The 15004-nt window shown below is 40.2% G+C and carries 12 protein-coding genes; 5 read left to right on the top strand and 7 right to left on the bottom strand.

Translation table 11 applies throughout. From position 1 onward, the window contains the following. Positions 1–65: 65 nt before the first annotated feature. The 4 genes from HLV59_RS09125 to HLV59_RS09110 form a co-directional block, all read right to left on the bottom strand. A complete protein-coding gene (locus HLV59_RS09125; protein ID WP_171429806.1) occupies positions 66–938 on the bottom strand; it encodes an NAD(P)-dependent oxidoreductase in 873 nt (290 codons plus the stop codon). Beyond that, the gene (locus HLV59_RS09120) at positions 938–2314 is read right to left on the bottom strand and encodes an MFS transporter (protein WP_087088615.1); all 1377 of its coding nucleotides are present in this window, start codon (positions 2312–2314) and stop codon (positions 938–940) included. Before HLV59_RS09120 ends, HLV59_RS09125 begins: the two co-directional genes overlap by 1 nt. 33 nt (positions 2315–2347) lie before the next feature. Further along, a complete protein-coding gene (gene denD / locus HLV59_RS09115) occupies positions 2348–3319 on the bottom strand; it encodes a D-erythronate dehydrogenase (protein ID WP_031948374.1) in 972 nt (323 codons plus the stop codon). A gap of 213 nt (positions 3320–3532) precedes the next feature. Further along, entirely contained in the window at positions 3533–4468 is a 936-nt protein-coding gene (locus tag HLV59_RS09110; protein ID WP_031948375.1) for a LysR family transcriptional regulator, read from the bottom strand. A gap of 111 nt (positions 4469–4579) precedes the next feature. Here HLV59_RS09110 and HLV59_RS09105 point away from each other — a divergent pair, with 111 nt between their 5' ends. The 3 genes from HLV59_RS09105 (at position 4580) to HLV59_RS09095 (ending at position 9224) form a co-directional block, all read left to right on the top strand. Continuing rightward, positions 4580–5755, top strand: a complete 1176-nt coding sequence (locus tag HLV59_RS09105; RefSeq protein ID WP_016145340.1) for a fumarylacetoacetate hydrolase family protein — start codon at positions 4580–4582, stop codon at positions 5753–5755. An 87-nt stretch (positions 5756–5842) separates the two neighbouring features. Beyond that, positions 5843–7630, top strand: coding sequence for an IlvD/Edd family dehydratase (locus tag HLV59_RS09100; protein ID WP_171429805.1), 1788 nt, complete (start codon positions 5843–5845; stop codon positions 7628–7630). Between the two features lie 16 nt (positions 7631–7646). Beyond that, a complete protein-coding gene (locus tag HLV59_RS09095; RefSeq protein WP_171429804.1) occupies positions 7647–9224 on the top strand; it encodes an aldehyde dehydrogenase (NADP(+)) in 1578 nt (525 codons plus the stop codon). A gap of 80 nt (positions 9225–9304) precedes the next feature. On the opposite strand, the gene HLV59_RS09090 is transcribed toward HLV59_RS09095, so the two are convergent. Then, the gene (locus HLV59_RS09090; RefSeq protein WP_031948380.1) at positions 9305–9925 is read right to left on the bottom strand and encodes a TetR/AcrR family transcriptional regulator; all 621 of its coding nucleotides are present in this window, start codon (positions 9923–9925) and stop codon (positions 9305–9307) included. 166 nt (positions 9926–10091) lie between these two features. Here HLV59_RS09090 and HLV59_RS09085 point away from each other — a divergent pair, with 166 nt between their 5' ends. Together HLV59_RS09085 and HLV59_RS09080 are read left to right on the top strand one after the other, a co-directional pair. Further along, positions 10092–11669, top strand: coding sequence for an MFS transporter (locus tag HLV59_RS09085; RefSeq protein WP_171429803.1), 1578 nt, complete (start codon positions 10092–10094; stop codon positions 11667–11669). Beyond that, the gene (locus HLV59_RS09080) at positions 11666–12751 is read left to right on the top strand and encodes an HlyD family secretion protein (protein WP_171429802.1); all 1086 of its coding nucleotides are present in this window, start codon (positions 11666–11668) and stop codon (positions 12749–12751) included. Before HLV59_RS09085 ends, HLV59_RS09080 begins: the two co-directional genes overlap by 4 nt. A gap of 89 nt (positions 12752–12840) precedes the next feature. On the opposite strand, the gene HLV59_RS09075 is transcribed toward HLV59_RS09080, so the two are convergent. Together HLV59_RS09075 and HLV59_RS09070 are read right to left on the bottom strand one after the other, a co-directional pair. Then, positions 12841–14184, bottom strand: coding sequence for an MFS transporter (locus tag HLV59_RS09075; RefSeq protein ID WP_087088603.1), 1344 nt, complete (start codon positions 14182–14184; stop codon positions 12841–12843). 111 nt (positions 14185–14295) lie between these two features. Further along, positions 14296–14997, bottom strand: a complete 702-nt coding sequence (locus tag HLV59_RS09070) for a fumarylacetoacetate hydrolase family protein (RefSeq protein WP_171429801.1) — start codon at positions 14995–14997, stop codon at positions 14296–14298. Positions 14998–15004: the final 7 nt, after the last annotated feature.

The following is a 15004-nucleotide window of genomic DNA, read 5'->3' as shown; positions in this document are numbered from 1 at the left end:
ATAAAAAAAACGATACTTGATTATGTCTATTCATCAAGTACCGCTAAATTTAAATCAAAGCAATATCAAGTTGGATTCATTCGCTCAAGTTCACGAATTAGGCCAGAATGATCCAACTCACCGTCTCCAGCAGCAAGCATATTTTCAAACAATTGACTCACTTGTTGGGCGATAGGTAAATTCAATTCAAGTGATTTAGCATAGCTAACGGCTGTATGAATATCTTTATGCTGGTTTCGAGCAGTGCCTCCCGGTTTAAAATCTCGATTTAACATACGCTCGCCATGCTGCTGTAAAATTGGGGAGTCGGCAAAGCCTCCTGTGAGTGCCTGTTTTAGCTTAATAGGATCGGCGCCCGCTTTACTGGCAAGCAATAAACCTTCACCTACTGTTGCAATGGTGGTGGCTACAATCATTTGATTTACAAGTTTTGCGAGCATTCCGCAGCCAGTCCCACCCACTAAAATTGGTCGGCCCATTGCACTTAAAATAGTTTCAGCCTGTGAAAACGTTTTAGCGTCACCGCCCACCATAATGGCGAGACTTGCATTTTGTGCACCTTTTTCACCGCCAGAAACAGGAGCATCTAAGTATCTAAGTCCGTTTTCTTTACACTTTTCACTTTGTGTCTTTGCAACTTCAACCGGTATTGAACTCATGACAATAATCGTGCTTTCAGGTTTTAGCTGTGAAATTGCACCGTGTTCTTTAAACAGAATTTCATCACAGGTTTTCCCGTCGCTAAGCATACAAATTAGAAACTCTACATCTTTTCCGACTTGTTCAAGTTCAGAGCAAACTTGGGCACCCGCCTCTTTTAAACTATCTGCTTTAGAGGAAGTTCTATTCCAGACCTTAAGTTGATGACCTGCCTTCAGTAAATTCATAGCCATCGGCATGCCCATAATGCCTGTTCCCACAAATCCGATGGTCGCCATTATTTCATCTCCGTAGCTGTTCGAACTTTAAGTTGCTGTTGTTCTACTTTTAAGCTATTCGATTTTAACTTTGCTAATAGCAATAGTCCTAAGCCACCCATCGCTACAAAGCCTGCAATGGCAAGGAATGCGACTGTATAGGTGCCTGTGGTCGTATATAAATATCCAGTTAAATATGGGCCAGTAAAACCACTTAAATTACCTACCGAGTTAATTAATCCAATTCCGGCTGCGGCCCCCACTCCCGTTAGAGTTTGCCCAGGAATGGTCCAGAAAATGTTAATTGCGCTAAACACACCAATTGCAAGAAAGATAAAGCCCGCAATAATAGCCCACGGTTGATTTACAAGTAGTGCAATCGCAATTGCTAATGCAGCCATAAGTGCAGCACACGCACCGTGTTTATAACGCTCTTGTTTACGGTCAGAACGGCGGCTCCATAAAACCATCCCTACTGCTGCAAATGCATATGGAATTGCAGTGAGTAAACCATTTTGAATAAGGCTAATTTGCATACCAAATGTATTACGGAACGACTCTAAAACACTTGGTAAGAAGAAGAACATTGCATTTGATCCAGAAGTAATTCCAAAATACACAATTGCCATAATCCAAACTAAAGGGTTTTTAAACACTTGTTTAATGAGTTCACCTTTGGTTAAAGCAGCATCGGCAGATTGCTCTTTTTCTCTTTCTTCACGCTCTAGTGTAGTCATTAACCACTGACGCTGTTCAGCCGTTAACCATTCTGCTTCTTTTGGGTTATTGGTTAAATATTTAAGACAAACTAAGCCCAAAATAATGGATGGAATACCTTCTAGCACATACATCAAACGCCAGCCTTCATAGCCAATGCTATTACCCCATTGCATGAGACCGACTGAAATTGGTGCTCCAATAATTTGAGCAATTGGCAATCCAAGATAAAACGTGGCAAAAACACGGGCACGATATTTTGCAGGAAACCACAAGGTTAAATAAAAGATAACGCCCGGAAAGAAACCCGCTTCTGCAATACCAAGTAAAAACCGTAAAACAATAAACTGCGTACCGCTATGTATAAAGCCCATCAGTGCGGCAATAATGCCCCAAGTAATCATAATTCGGGCAATCCAGATTCGTGCTCCAAAACGATGAAGCAAAATATTACTTGGAACTTCTGCAATAAAATAACCTAGAAAAAATACACCTGCACCTAGACCAAAAATGGTTTGAGTAATTCCAAGTGCATCATTCATGTGTAGGGCAGCAAAACCAATATTGGTCCTGTCTAGAAATGCCATAATGAAAAGAATAATGAGAAACGGGATAATTCGATTCGAAATACGTTTGATTGTCTGCTCTTCGAGAGCAGTTAAATTTTTGATATCTTCCATAATAACTCTCACATCAAGTGGCGATCACTGCCATTAATTTTGGGTATCTTCTATATGTGCCTGAATCACGCTTTCAAAATTTTTATCTGCTTGGAAACCTAAAGATTCGGCATATTCAGCTTTCACCTGAACAGGCCAACTTTTAACAATACGTTGAATGGTTTTGTCTTCTTGCCATTGCACCAAATCAGTTGCTTGTTTGCCCGCAACTTTTTCTAGCGCCTCAAGCATTTCTTTAACCGTGACTGTTAATCCCGGTAGAGGAATGATTCGGTTGTCTTGAAGTACATCTGAAGAAATTGATGCCGCTTTAATCATTGATTCAACACAACGTCGCGGTGAAGTAACAAAAACTGGAGTATCTGACGGTACTGGGCAAACGGCCGTTTCACCTTTTAACGGTTCACGGATGATTGAGCTAAAAAATGTCGATGCCGCTTTATTGGGTTTGCCTGGACGAACCACGATAGTCGGTAGTCTTAAAATACGGCCATCAATAAAGCCTTTTCTTGAGTAATCTGAAACAAGTAATTCTCCTACTGCTTTTTGCATACCGTAAGAAGACTTTGGTGTAACCACTGTCTCATCTGTCACAACTTCTGGTAATTGACCACCAAATACAGCACAGCCGCTAGCAAAAATGACTCGAGGCGTGGTTTGTTTCTTTCTTAATTCTTCTAATAAATTTAGGAGTCCATACAAATTAACATCCATACCTAAATCAAAATCAGCCTCTGCTGCTGAACTCACCACAGCGGCCAAATGCCAAACGACATCAATATTTTCTGTAATATGAGCAACTGTCGTTTTATCGGTAATATCACCGACAATCACTTCAATTCTTGGGTCTTGCGGCAAGTCATCGCCAGCAAATGCATCAAACAGAATAATTTTATCGATGGGTTCAGGTTTATTGTTATCTAAAGTCAAACTGCCAGTTTTTAAGATCTCTTTGGCAATTTGTTTTCCAATAAAACCTGTTCCACCAGTGATTAGCACATTCATAAAGAGGTCCTTTCCTAGTTTTTATTCACTTAAAAACTTTTGTAATTGTCGTGAATTAAACGATAAGGACTCCTTTTAATAATTTCCAATGAATATTTTCTAAATATTGATAACTTTTTAATATCAGTTTTATGTTTATAAATTTACTAAACCAAGCAAGTTGTCTTTTAGTTTTAAAACCTCAAACCTCCCCCCTACTTGAGACTGAATACTTTATTTACGTTTTGCATTTTTAAGTAAGATATTAATAAATGCTGCTGCAATATCAGATACTGGCTCATCTTTACGCGTCAAAATTCCATAATCCTGCGCATCTAAAATTAGATCTGTTTCTAAAATCTGTAATTGCCCTTCTTTTACCTGATCAATCACCATCGCTTCGGGCAACATTCCCACCATAGGGGCGCCTTTCAAGATCTGCAAAAAGGTCTGCATCGACATGGTATTAACCGTATTTAAAGGAATTTTGACTTTTGCTCGGGCAAATGCACCTTCCATACGTTCTCGAATTGGCGTTCCTTTAGGATAGAGTACCCACGGCCAGTTTAGTAATTCTTCTAATGTACAAAACTTTTTCTGGGCACATGGATGAGCATGATTAACTACAATACAAAACGGCTCCGGGCCTAAAGGTTGAAAATCAAAAAACTGACTTTGTGTCACATCGGTAAAACGGCCTATGGCTAAATCTAGAGTATGCTCACTTAACATTTCCATTAAATGGTCACTGGTTTGTTCAACAACATCGATAGAAAGTAATGGCCATTGTTTCTTAATCTCAATGATGGAGTTTGGAATCACCACTGCGGTTGCGGCAAAGATACCACCTACTTTTAAAAAACCGTGACCGCCCAACCGTAAAATTTCTATGTCTTCGACAAAATGCTTTGCATCATTTAAAACTCGCTGCGCATATCGAATCACGTGCTCGCCCAAAGCTGTTACTGGCATATTTCGAGGCAGTCGCTCAAAGACCTGAAACCCCAGAAGACTCTCAATTTCTTTTAGCATTTTACTCACCGCAGGCTGACTTAAGTTCATCTGCTCGGCGGCCGAATGCATGTTATTGGTTCTTGCCAAAGTTTCAAGAAGAACCAAATGTTTGAATTTCAACCAATTATTTAAGCTTGAGTATGTCAAATCTGCCATTTTCAAAAATCCTTTTCGATAACTTTTCGTTATTAATAATTAAATTATTACGATTGGTGTTTATTAAATAAGAAACATATCATGATTTCAAATAAAAGAAGGATGCTTTAAATGAACTTTACCTTAAATTCCCAGAACTCATTACCAGACGATGCTACTCAAGGATGTTTAATTGGCCGTGCGTGGATTCCAAATCAAATTTCCGGTCCATCTCCGATTCTTTTAAAAGGCGATCAGGTTTTTGATATTTCTGAAAAGTTCCACACGATTTCTCAGTTGCTTGAAAGCACTGATCCTTTAAAAGCTTTATCTGAAATTGAAGGAAAATTAGTTGGATCAATTGATGAGTTATTTGCCAATACAGTCGCTGAGCCAGATACAAACAAGGCATATTTTTTAGCCCCTATTGATTTACAAGTGATTAAAGCGGCTGGTGTTACTTTTGCAGCAAGCATGTTAGAGCGTGTGATTGAAGAACAAGCTGGTGGCGATGCACAAAAAGCTCAATCGATCCGTGAAGTGGTACAAGGGGTAATCGGCGATAATTTAAAAACAATTGAACCCGGCTCGGAAAAAGCCCTTCAACTCAAAGAATATTTAATTGAGCAAAAAATGTGGTCTCAATATCTTGAGGTGGGCATTGGTACCGACGCAGAAATTTTTACTAAAGCACCTGTTTTAGCGGCTGTGGGAACTGGTCAAAATATTGGTATTCACCCGAAATCTGAATGGAATAATCCGGAACCAGAAGTTGTATTGGTTGCAAATAGCCACGGTAAAATTTTAGGTGCTACGTTAGGTAATGACGTTAATTTACGAGACTTTGAAGGTCGTAGCGCCTTACTGTTGAGTAAAGCCAAAGATAACAATGCATCTTGTGCAATTGGCCCGTTTATTCGCCTTTTTGATCATACTTTTACTTTAAATGACATTCGTGCTTGCGATGTTGAACTGAAAATTGAAGGTACAGATAACTTTGTGCTCAATGGTGTAAGTTCTATGTCTCAAATTAGCCGTGATCCGGAAGATTTAATTCAACAAACCCTGAATGAAAATCACCAATATCCAGATGGTTTTGTTCTATTTTTGGGAACTTTATTTGCGCCTACTCAAGATCGTGAACAAGCTGGGGCTGGCTTTACCCATAAAGTCGGAGATGTCGTCCGTATTCATTCACCTAAACTTGGTACTTTATACAACACGGTTATGACCAGCGACAAAGCAACGCCGTGGAATTTTGGAATAAATGCTTTGATGCGTAATTTAAAGCAACGTGAATTACTGTAATTTTCACGTATTATCGATCGGCTGAATTGTAAGATTCATCTCGTGAATAAACTAAATTTCAAAAAGTATGAGTGAAAGGATCAAAAAATGAATGATCAAAATAAACGGATTTTTTTACGTAGCCAAGAATGGTTTGATGATCCTGAACATGCCGACATGACAGCACTCTATGTTGAGCGTTATATGAATTATGGCCTGACCCGTGCCGAACTACAATCAGGCCGCCCGATTATTGGTATTGCACAAACGGGTAGTGATTTAACTCCATGTAACCGTCATCACAAAGAACTTGCTGAACGGGTTAAAGCAGGTATTCGAGATGCGGGTGGTATTCCCATGGAATTCCCCGTTCACCCGATTGCAGAACAAACCCGTCGCCCTACTGCTGCCTTAGACAGAAATTTAGCTTACTTAGGCTTAGTTGAAATATTACATGGCTATCCGCTTGATGGTGTGGTGCTAACCACAGGTTGTGACAAAACTACACCTGCTTGTTTAATGGCTGCCGCAACAACAGATATACCAGCCATTGTTTTGTCTGGTGGACCAATGCTAGATGGACATTTTAAAGGTGAGTTAATTGGTTCTGGTACTGTGCTTTGGCATGCCAGAAATTTACTTGCCACAGGTGAAATTGATTATGAAGGGTTCATGGAAATGACCACTTCAGCATCGCCTTCGGTCGGACATTGCAACACTATGGGCACTGCACTTTCCATGAATGCCTTGGCAGAAGCTTTGGGCATGTCTTTACCGACATGTGCAAGTATTCCAGCGCCGTATCGTGAACGTGGGCAAATGGCCTATATGACAGGCAAAAGAATTTGTGAAATGGTTCTAGAAGATTTACGCCCTTCTAAAATCATGAACAAACAATCATTTGAAAATGCCATTGCGGTAGCTTCAGCATTAGGTGCATCAAGTAATTGCCCTCCTCACCTCATTGCAATTGCTCGTCATATGGGGATTGAGCTGAGTTTAGAAGATTGGCAACGCGTTGGGGAAAGCATTCCGCTCATTGTAAACTGTATGCCAGCGGGCAAATATTTGGGTGAAGGTTTCCACCGTGCTGGCGGTGTTCCTGCTGTTTTGCATGAATTACAAACAGCAGGCGTTTTACATGAAGACTGTGCATCAGTCAGCGGTAAAACAATTGGGGAAATTGCTAAAAATACAAAAACTTCAAATGCAGATGTCATCTTCCCTTATGAACAACCATTGAAACATGGTGCAGGTTTTATTGTGCTTAGCGGCAATTTCTTTGACAGCGCCATTATGAAAATGTCTGTCGTGGGTGAAGCATTTAAGAAAACCTATTTATCTGACCCAAATAGTGAAAATAGCTTTGAAGCACGTGCGATCGTTTTTGAAGGTCCCGAAGACTATCATGCACGAATTAATGACCCTGCTTTAAACATTGATGAACATTGTATTTTGGTCATCCGTGGCGCAGGTACGGTGGGTTATCCAGGTAGCGCAGAAGTCGTGAATATGGCTCCTCCAGCGGAGTTAATTAAAAAAGGTATCGATTCACTGCCTTGCTTAGGAGATGGCCGCCAAAGTGGTACGTCTGCCAGCCCTTCTATTTTAAATATGTCACCCGAAGCGGCGGTAGGCGGTGGAATTGCTTTATTAAAGACCAATGACCGTTTACGCATTGATCTCAATAAACGCTCCGTTAACGTACTCATTTCTGACGAAGAGTTAGAACAACGCCGCCGTGAATGGAAACCGACGGTCTCTGCCTCTCAAACGCCTTGGCAAGAAATGTATCGCAATATGGTTGGCCAATTATCTACTGGCGGTTGTTTGGAACCTGCAACTTTATATATGCGAGTCGTAAATCAAGACAACCTTCCAAGACACTCTCATTAATTTCAGGATATTTGTTATGACCATTATCGGACACAACTTTATTGGCGGTTCACGTAGTGCACAAAGTACCACTTTATTGAAAAGTGTGAATGCAACAACCGGTGAGGCTTTGCCTTATGAGTTTCACCATGCAACTGAGCAAGAGATCAATCAGGCCTGTGAAGCAGCTAGCCAAGCCTTTAAAACCTACCGCCATACCTCACCTGAACAGCGTGCTACCTTTTTAGAAAACATTGCCGATGAACTTGATGCCTTGGGTAATGATTTTTTAGAGATTGTCTCACAGGAAACCGCTTTGCCACTTGCACGCTTACAAGGTGAACGTGGCCGTACCAGTGGGCAAATGCGCCTGTTTGCTAAAGTGTTACGTCGTGGTGATTTTTTAGGTGCCCGTATTGATACAGCTTTGCCTGAGCGTCAGCCTTTACCTCGTCCAGACTTGCGCCAGATTAAAATTGGTATTGGCCCTGTGGCAGTCTTTGGGGCAAGTAACTTTCCACTCGCTTTTTCAACTGCGGGTGGTGACACTGCTTCTGCACTGGCAGCTGGTTGTTCGGTAGTGGTGAAAGCGCATAGTGGTCATATGGCGACAGCAGATTTTGTGGCTCAGGCAATCGAACGTGCTGTCGAAAAATCAAATATGCCTAAAGGTGTATTTAACATGATCTACGGTAATGGCGTGGGTGAACCCTTAGTGAAACATCCTTTAATTCAGGCTGTGGGTTTTACAGGTTCATTACGTGGTGGCCGTGCTTTATGTGACATGGCAGCAGCCCGTCCACAGCCGATTCCCGTATTTGCTGAAATGAGCAGTATTAACCCGATGCTGATGTTGCCGGAAGCCTTGAAAAACCGTGGCGATAAAATTGCACAGGACTTGGCAGATTCAGTTGTTTTAGGCTGTGGTCAGTTCTGTACCAATCCGGGTTTAATTTTAGGTATTAAATCAGCCGAATTTAGTCAGCTCATTCGTAACCTAACCGAAATTATGGGCGCTAAGCCTGCACAAACTATGCTGAATGCCGGAACCTTAAAAAGCTATACCGCGGGTCTTGAGCATTTAACACAGCATCAAGGCATTGAACATTTGGCAGGTCAAGCCCAACAAGGCAATCAGGCACAGCCACAACTGTTTAAAGCTGATATTGAGTTGTTATTGGCAGGTGATCAGCTTCTGCAAGAAGAAATCTTTGGGCCAACAACTGTCATCATTGAAGTTGAAGATAAAGCCCAACTTGTGCAAGCCCTACAAAGTATGAATGGACAACTGACAGCAACTTTAATTGCCGATGAAGCAGACTTCACCGAGTTTGCAGATGTGGTTCCAGTATTAGAAGAAAAAGCCGGTCGATTACTTATAAATGGCTACCCAACGGGTGTTGAAGTATGTGATGCCATGGTACACGGCGGACCATATCCAGCGACTTCTGATGCAAGAGGTACCTCAGTTGGAACCTTGGCAATAGACCGTTACTTACGTCCAGTGTGTTATCAAAACTACCCGCAAAGTTTATTGCCGGAAGCCTTAAAAGACAGCAACCCATTGCAGATTTTAAGACTTGTAAATGGTGAAATTACCAGAGAAGTAATCTAATAAAATAAAAAAAGAGACCGCTAGCTGGTCTCTTTTTTAAATTTCTACATTCAGAACTTGGTAGGAAAAAATTTCCTAAATTAACTTGGTTTGTAATTTATATTTTTTAAAAATAAATCAACTGCATACTCAACCCAAGTACTAATTTCATTATCAGAAATTGTATAATTAGGATGTGTTAGACATTTTAGATGCGCATCACTTCGCAGTAATGCTAAAAATATATTTGCTGCTATAGCGGCAGAAGAATTCAATTCAATTTCTTTATTTTTTTGAGATTTTTCAAGATAACCTGCAATAATATTTGCAAGTTTTTGTGGCCCTACTTCAAAGAATTTTTCAGATAACTCTGGAAAGCGAACTGCTTCTGCAATACAAACTCTAAAAAATGCCAAGCCTGAATGCGACAATATAAAACACAGATAGGTTTTTCCCATCTCGGTTAAAGCTGACCGTAAATTTTCAGCTTTTGTCTCGACTAAAATAATTTGCTCTTGCATGTTCGTGCATTGTCTTTCAATGACGGCAGCAAACATCACTTCTTTATTTTTATAACAACCATACATGGTTGCTTTTGAAACGCCCGCTTCCTTTTGAATCATGTCTGTTGTTGTGCCACTAAAACCATGGGTCAGAAAAAATTTGGTAGCTGCATCCAGAATTTTTTGATTTTTTTCATTAGTTTTAGTTGAACCTGACATATTGACCTTATAAAAATTTTAGCGATTTCGTCCTAAGTGTAACTCATCGAAAAGTTAAAAATCGAGAATTGACGGGAATTTAATTAAAGAGTAGAGTACCGATCGGTACAGTACAGTAAATATCTGCTCCGTGCAATGAATGGAAGTTTAAGATTTAAGGTAAAAAATGAATACAAAGCCACTCATCGGTTTAGCAGGTGCAATATTTGCTGCAATGACTGTTGAATTTAACAACCGAATTACCAGTATTACCTTAGTCGACATACGCGGCGCGATGGGAATTAGTGTTGACGCCGGTTATTGGGTCAACAGTATTTATGCCAGCACCATGATTATTGGCATGATCCTGTCCACGAGTTGGGCCGTTATTTTTTCTATGCGAAGAGTTCTGCTTTTTGCGATAGGACTTTGCCTTGTTTCTAGCGTTTTGATTCCATTTAGTCCCAATATAGAAATATTTTATCTATTACGTGGCTTACAAGGTCTCGCCAATGGTTTAACCATTCCTTTGCTCATGGCCTGTGCACTTAGATTTTTAGGACCTGACATTCGGCTATGGGGCTTAGCTTGCTATGCATTAACCGCAACATTCTTTCCGAACTTAAGTGCTGCACTCGCTGCTTTTTATTTAGATGTGATTGGCTGGAAAATGATATTTTTCCAAACCATTCCTTTTTGTGCGCTAAGTGCTGCTCTGGTTTATTTTGGTATTCCACAAGACCCATTAAATTATTCAAGAATAAAAACTTATGATTGGATGGGTGCCGTTTTAGCGATTATTAGCTTAGCAAGCCTGAGTACAATATTGTTGCATGGCAATCATTTAGACTGGTTCCATTCTCAATTAATTTGTGTCTTGGCTTTAATCACTGCCATTACTTTACCTTGGTTTTTCATACATGAATGGCGTTATCCGTCACCATTAATTAAACCGCAAATGCTCGAAATTCGAAATTTTGCGTATGCAATTTTTGCTTTATTTTGCTTTGTCATTATTGGTATGTCTACCAGCACATTACCACTGAATTATCTCAGTGCTGTGCATGGCTATAAACCGACCCAGACCATGTGGATTGGCTTACAAATTGCGGCATTGCAATTTATCTATATTCCTATTGTTGTGAAGCTTTTAAATCAGGCTTGGGTGGATAGCCGATATGTGCATGGGTTTGGTTTACTTCTAGTCATTGCGGGCTGCCTAGGTGCAAGCCAACTTGATACTACATGGAATCAAGATCAGTTTTATTTTTGGCATGCAATCTCATGTTTGGGGCAAACCTGTGTCGTGCTCTCGCTCTTAATGATGGGAACAAACAGTGTTCACCCAACTATGGCAATTTATGCATCACCGATGATTAACACCCCGCGTGCTATTAGCGGTGTACTGGGTGTTTGTATTTTGGATTGGATAAACCGAGTACGCGGTGAATACCATTCAACACGGCTGATTGAAAATACTGCCCAACATGTTTTCCAAAATATTCAAGGCCCTGTTATTAATCCGCTTACTCCCCCTGTGCTTAACGCAAATGGTGCAGATCGTATTTCAGGTGGTTTATCTGCCCTAAATTCTGCGATTCAAGCGCAACAATCTGTTTTAGTTATTAGCGATCAATATCTCATCTTAGCTGGCCTTACCGCTATTTTGTTCATTGTGATGTTGATTTTGCCAGTTCGAACTTATCCGCCACGTATTGCTCTCATTAAGTTAATGAATAGTCATAACTCAGGAAAATCTTTATGAGTACTCTCGAAGCCCAAGACACCACCCACACTGAACAACCCAAGTTAACCAAGGTGCAATTTCTCAAAAAGCATTGGGTTATGGCTATTGCGTTCATTATTGTCTTAGCATCTATTTTGTGGGTTTTAAAACTTATATTTTTGCCATCTTCGGTTGTTGAAACAGACGATGCGCGTGTGGATGTAGAGTATTCAACCATTGCCCCTAAAGTATCTGGCAATATTGAAGAAATTTATATTAAAGATCATCAGACCGTAAAAAAAGGCCAACTTTTAGCAAGGATTGATGCACGTGATTATCAAGCTGCTTTGGCAGAAGCTGAATCTAATTACGCAAAAGCACAAGCTGATGTGAGTGAAGCAATGCTGGCGGTAGAAAGACAACCGACTGTTATTCGAGAAACTGAAGCACAGCTGAGAAAAGTAGAAGCTGGAATTAAACTTACCAAAGACAACACGGCGCGTTATGAGCAACTACAGGCACTTGGGGCGGAGTCTAGATTAATTACACAGCAATCTAAGACTACTTTGACTGAACAATATGCTGACTTAGACAGCAGTAAAGAAAAAGTGATTGATGCACAGTATCAGCTCAATCAATACAAGATTCAGGTACAAGCCAAACAAGCTGCTCTTAAACAAGCACAAGCAGCACTTGATAAAGCAAAACTGAATTTGAGCTATACAGAGGTTCGTGCGCCTATTGATGGCATGATTGGTCAAAAGTCAGCTAACGTAGGTAACTTTGTGAGTGCTGGTAATCCACTCATGGTGGTTGTACCTTTAGACCAAGTCTATGTAGAAGCAAACTTCCGTGAAATTGAGCTAAAACAAATAAAAATTGGACAACCTGTTAATGTCTATGTAGATGCTTATAACGTTGAGCTAAAAGGCGTAGTAGATAGTTTTTCTCCTTCTACTGGCGCATTTTTCTCTCCAATATCAGCGACCAATGCAACTGGTAATTTTACTAAAATCGTTCAGCGTCTTCCTTTACGAATCAAGCTCATTGAAAATCAAAAAGACGTTAAATTATTACGCCCTGGTTTATCGGTTTTAGTATCAATAGATACGAATAAATAGATACGAATAAATAGATAGTCTGATTTTAAAATATGAGAAAAAAGAGACCATTTACGGTCTCTTTTTTAATTATAGAGTTATAAGACTGTTCAGCTTAGGTTAGTTAAAACTTGGTGGTGTTCTTTTTTGAGGTGTTTAATGAGTAACAACGAAACCGCTGCACAAAAAGCAGGTATCGCTAAAATGCTTAGAATTTCAAAACTGGAGAGATTTAATGACATTAACCAACCACCCATAATTGATCCAACAATCGACCCTGAGCGCCCTACTGCATTGGCCCAACTTACCCCTGTTGCACGGCAATGTGTTGGATAAAAACTAGATGCAAAAGCATTTGCTCCTACTTGCGAACCACTAATTCCGGCACCCACACCAAACATAGCAAACATCAATAAAGCCGTATTTGCCTGTTCAATTCCAAATCCTAAACAAATCAGGAAAAAACCACCAAAAACATAAGCCGTACTTAAAATTTTGGTTGCATCCATCTTGTCCATCAGTAGGCCTAAGACAATCGCACCAATGGTTCCACCTATTTGAAAAATTGAAGTCAGCCATGACGCGTTGGATAAATTAAAGCCCTCATTGGTTAATAAAGTAGGCATCCAACTTGAAATCATATAAATAATGAGAAGGCTCATAAAAAAGGTAAACCAAATCAAAAAAGTGCCTAAAGCAAAGCCTTTATTAAACAAATCTTTCAAACTTGATTTTTCGACTTCATTGACTGTTGGAACCAACGTAGGAGTACTATTTAAATGCGGTGCGATACGGTGAATAATCTTTTCAATTTTCTCGGTGCTCTTCTTTTTAAGCACTAAAAATCGGATAGATTCAGGTAATAAGAAATATAAAAAAGGTACGGTCGCTAACGGCAATACGCCCCCAATGAGCAAAATACCGTGCCAACCAATATGCGGAAGTAACTGAGCAGAAAGAATACCGCCAAGAGCAGATCCAATGGTAAAACCACAAAACATCATCGTCACTAAATTAGAACGGCGAGATGTTGGCGCATATTCAGAGGTTAAAGTAATTGCATTGGGTAAAGCCCCGCCTAAGCCCAAACCAGTGAGAAATCGCCAAATAATCAGGGTTTGTAAATCTGCTGAAAAAGAGGCAAAAACACTGGCAATTCCAAACATAATGACCGAACCAATCAAAATCGGTTTACGGCCTAATTTATCGGATAACGGTCCAAAAATGAGTGCACCAGCCATCAGTCCAAACAAGCCAGCGCCAAATAAAGGCGCCAAATCGGTTGCTTGCAACCCCCATTCAGCTTTTAAAGCAGGTGCAATAAACCCAACTGCCGCGGTATCAAAACCATCAATCGCAACAATCAAAAAACACAACCACATAATTAATTTTTGCAAAGACGATAGCGGTATTTCATCAATGAAACTTTGTACGTCTATAGAATTTTGAGACATGAGAGCTCCTTTCGCCAATACATTGGCGTATATGCAATCCTTAGCAAAGATGCCCAACTGTATTTTTTATTTAGGTTGAGCACCTATTTCAATAAATCAGTTCAATTTGATTTATTTCACATTCACCGTAATTCCAGTCAGTCCGGTAATATCTGCTCGCATAACATCACCTTTCACTACCGCACCCACGCCTTCTGGAGTTCCTGTAAAAATCAAATCACCTGCTTTTAGTTCAAATAGCGTCGATAAATTGGCAATCGTTTCGGCCACAGACCAAATCAGGTGACTGACATCGCTGTGCTGTTCAGTTTTACCATTTACCGTTAAATGAATATCGGCACTATTGATTTCACCCGTTTGAGTAATCGGATGAATTGGGCCAATTGGCGCAGAAAAATCAAAAGCCTTACCGATTTCCCATGGGCGGCCTTTTTCACGCATTGCCATCTGTAAATCACGGCGAGTCATATCTAAACCAACGGCATAGCCATAGATATAGTTCACTGCATCTTCAACCGAAACATTTTTGGCATCTTTACCAATCGCAACAACCAACTCGATTTCATAATGAAAATTTGAAGTTTCAGATGGATATGGAATATCAACCGCATCTGTATTTACTGGAACAACCGACTCAAGGTCATTTGGCTTACAAAAGAAAAATGGTGGTTCACGGTCTGGGTCAAAACCCATTTCACGTGCATGAGCAGCATAGTTACGGCCAACACAATACACACGGCGTACTGGAAATTTATGCGCTGAGCCGTGAATAAATAGACCCGCAGTGGTCATTGGTTCAAAAATAAATGACATGTTAAAT

Origin of the sequence: Acinetobacter lactucae (assembly GCF_013122135.1) — a bacterium.
Lineage (GTDB): Bacteria > Pseudomonadota > Gammaproteobacteria > Pseudomonadales > Moraxellaceae > Acinetobacter > Acinetobacter lactucae.
The sequence above is the reverse complement of the archived record's forward strand: the minus strand, read 5'-3'. Positions and strand labels throughout refer to the sequence as shown.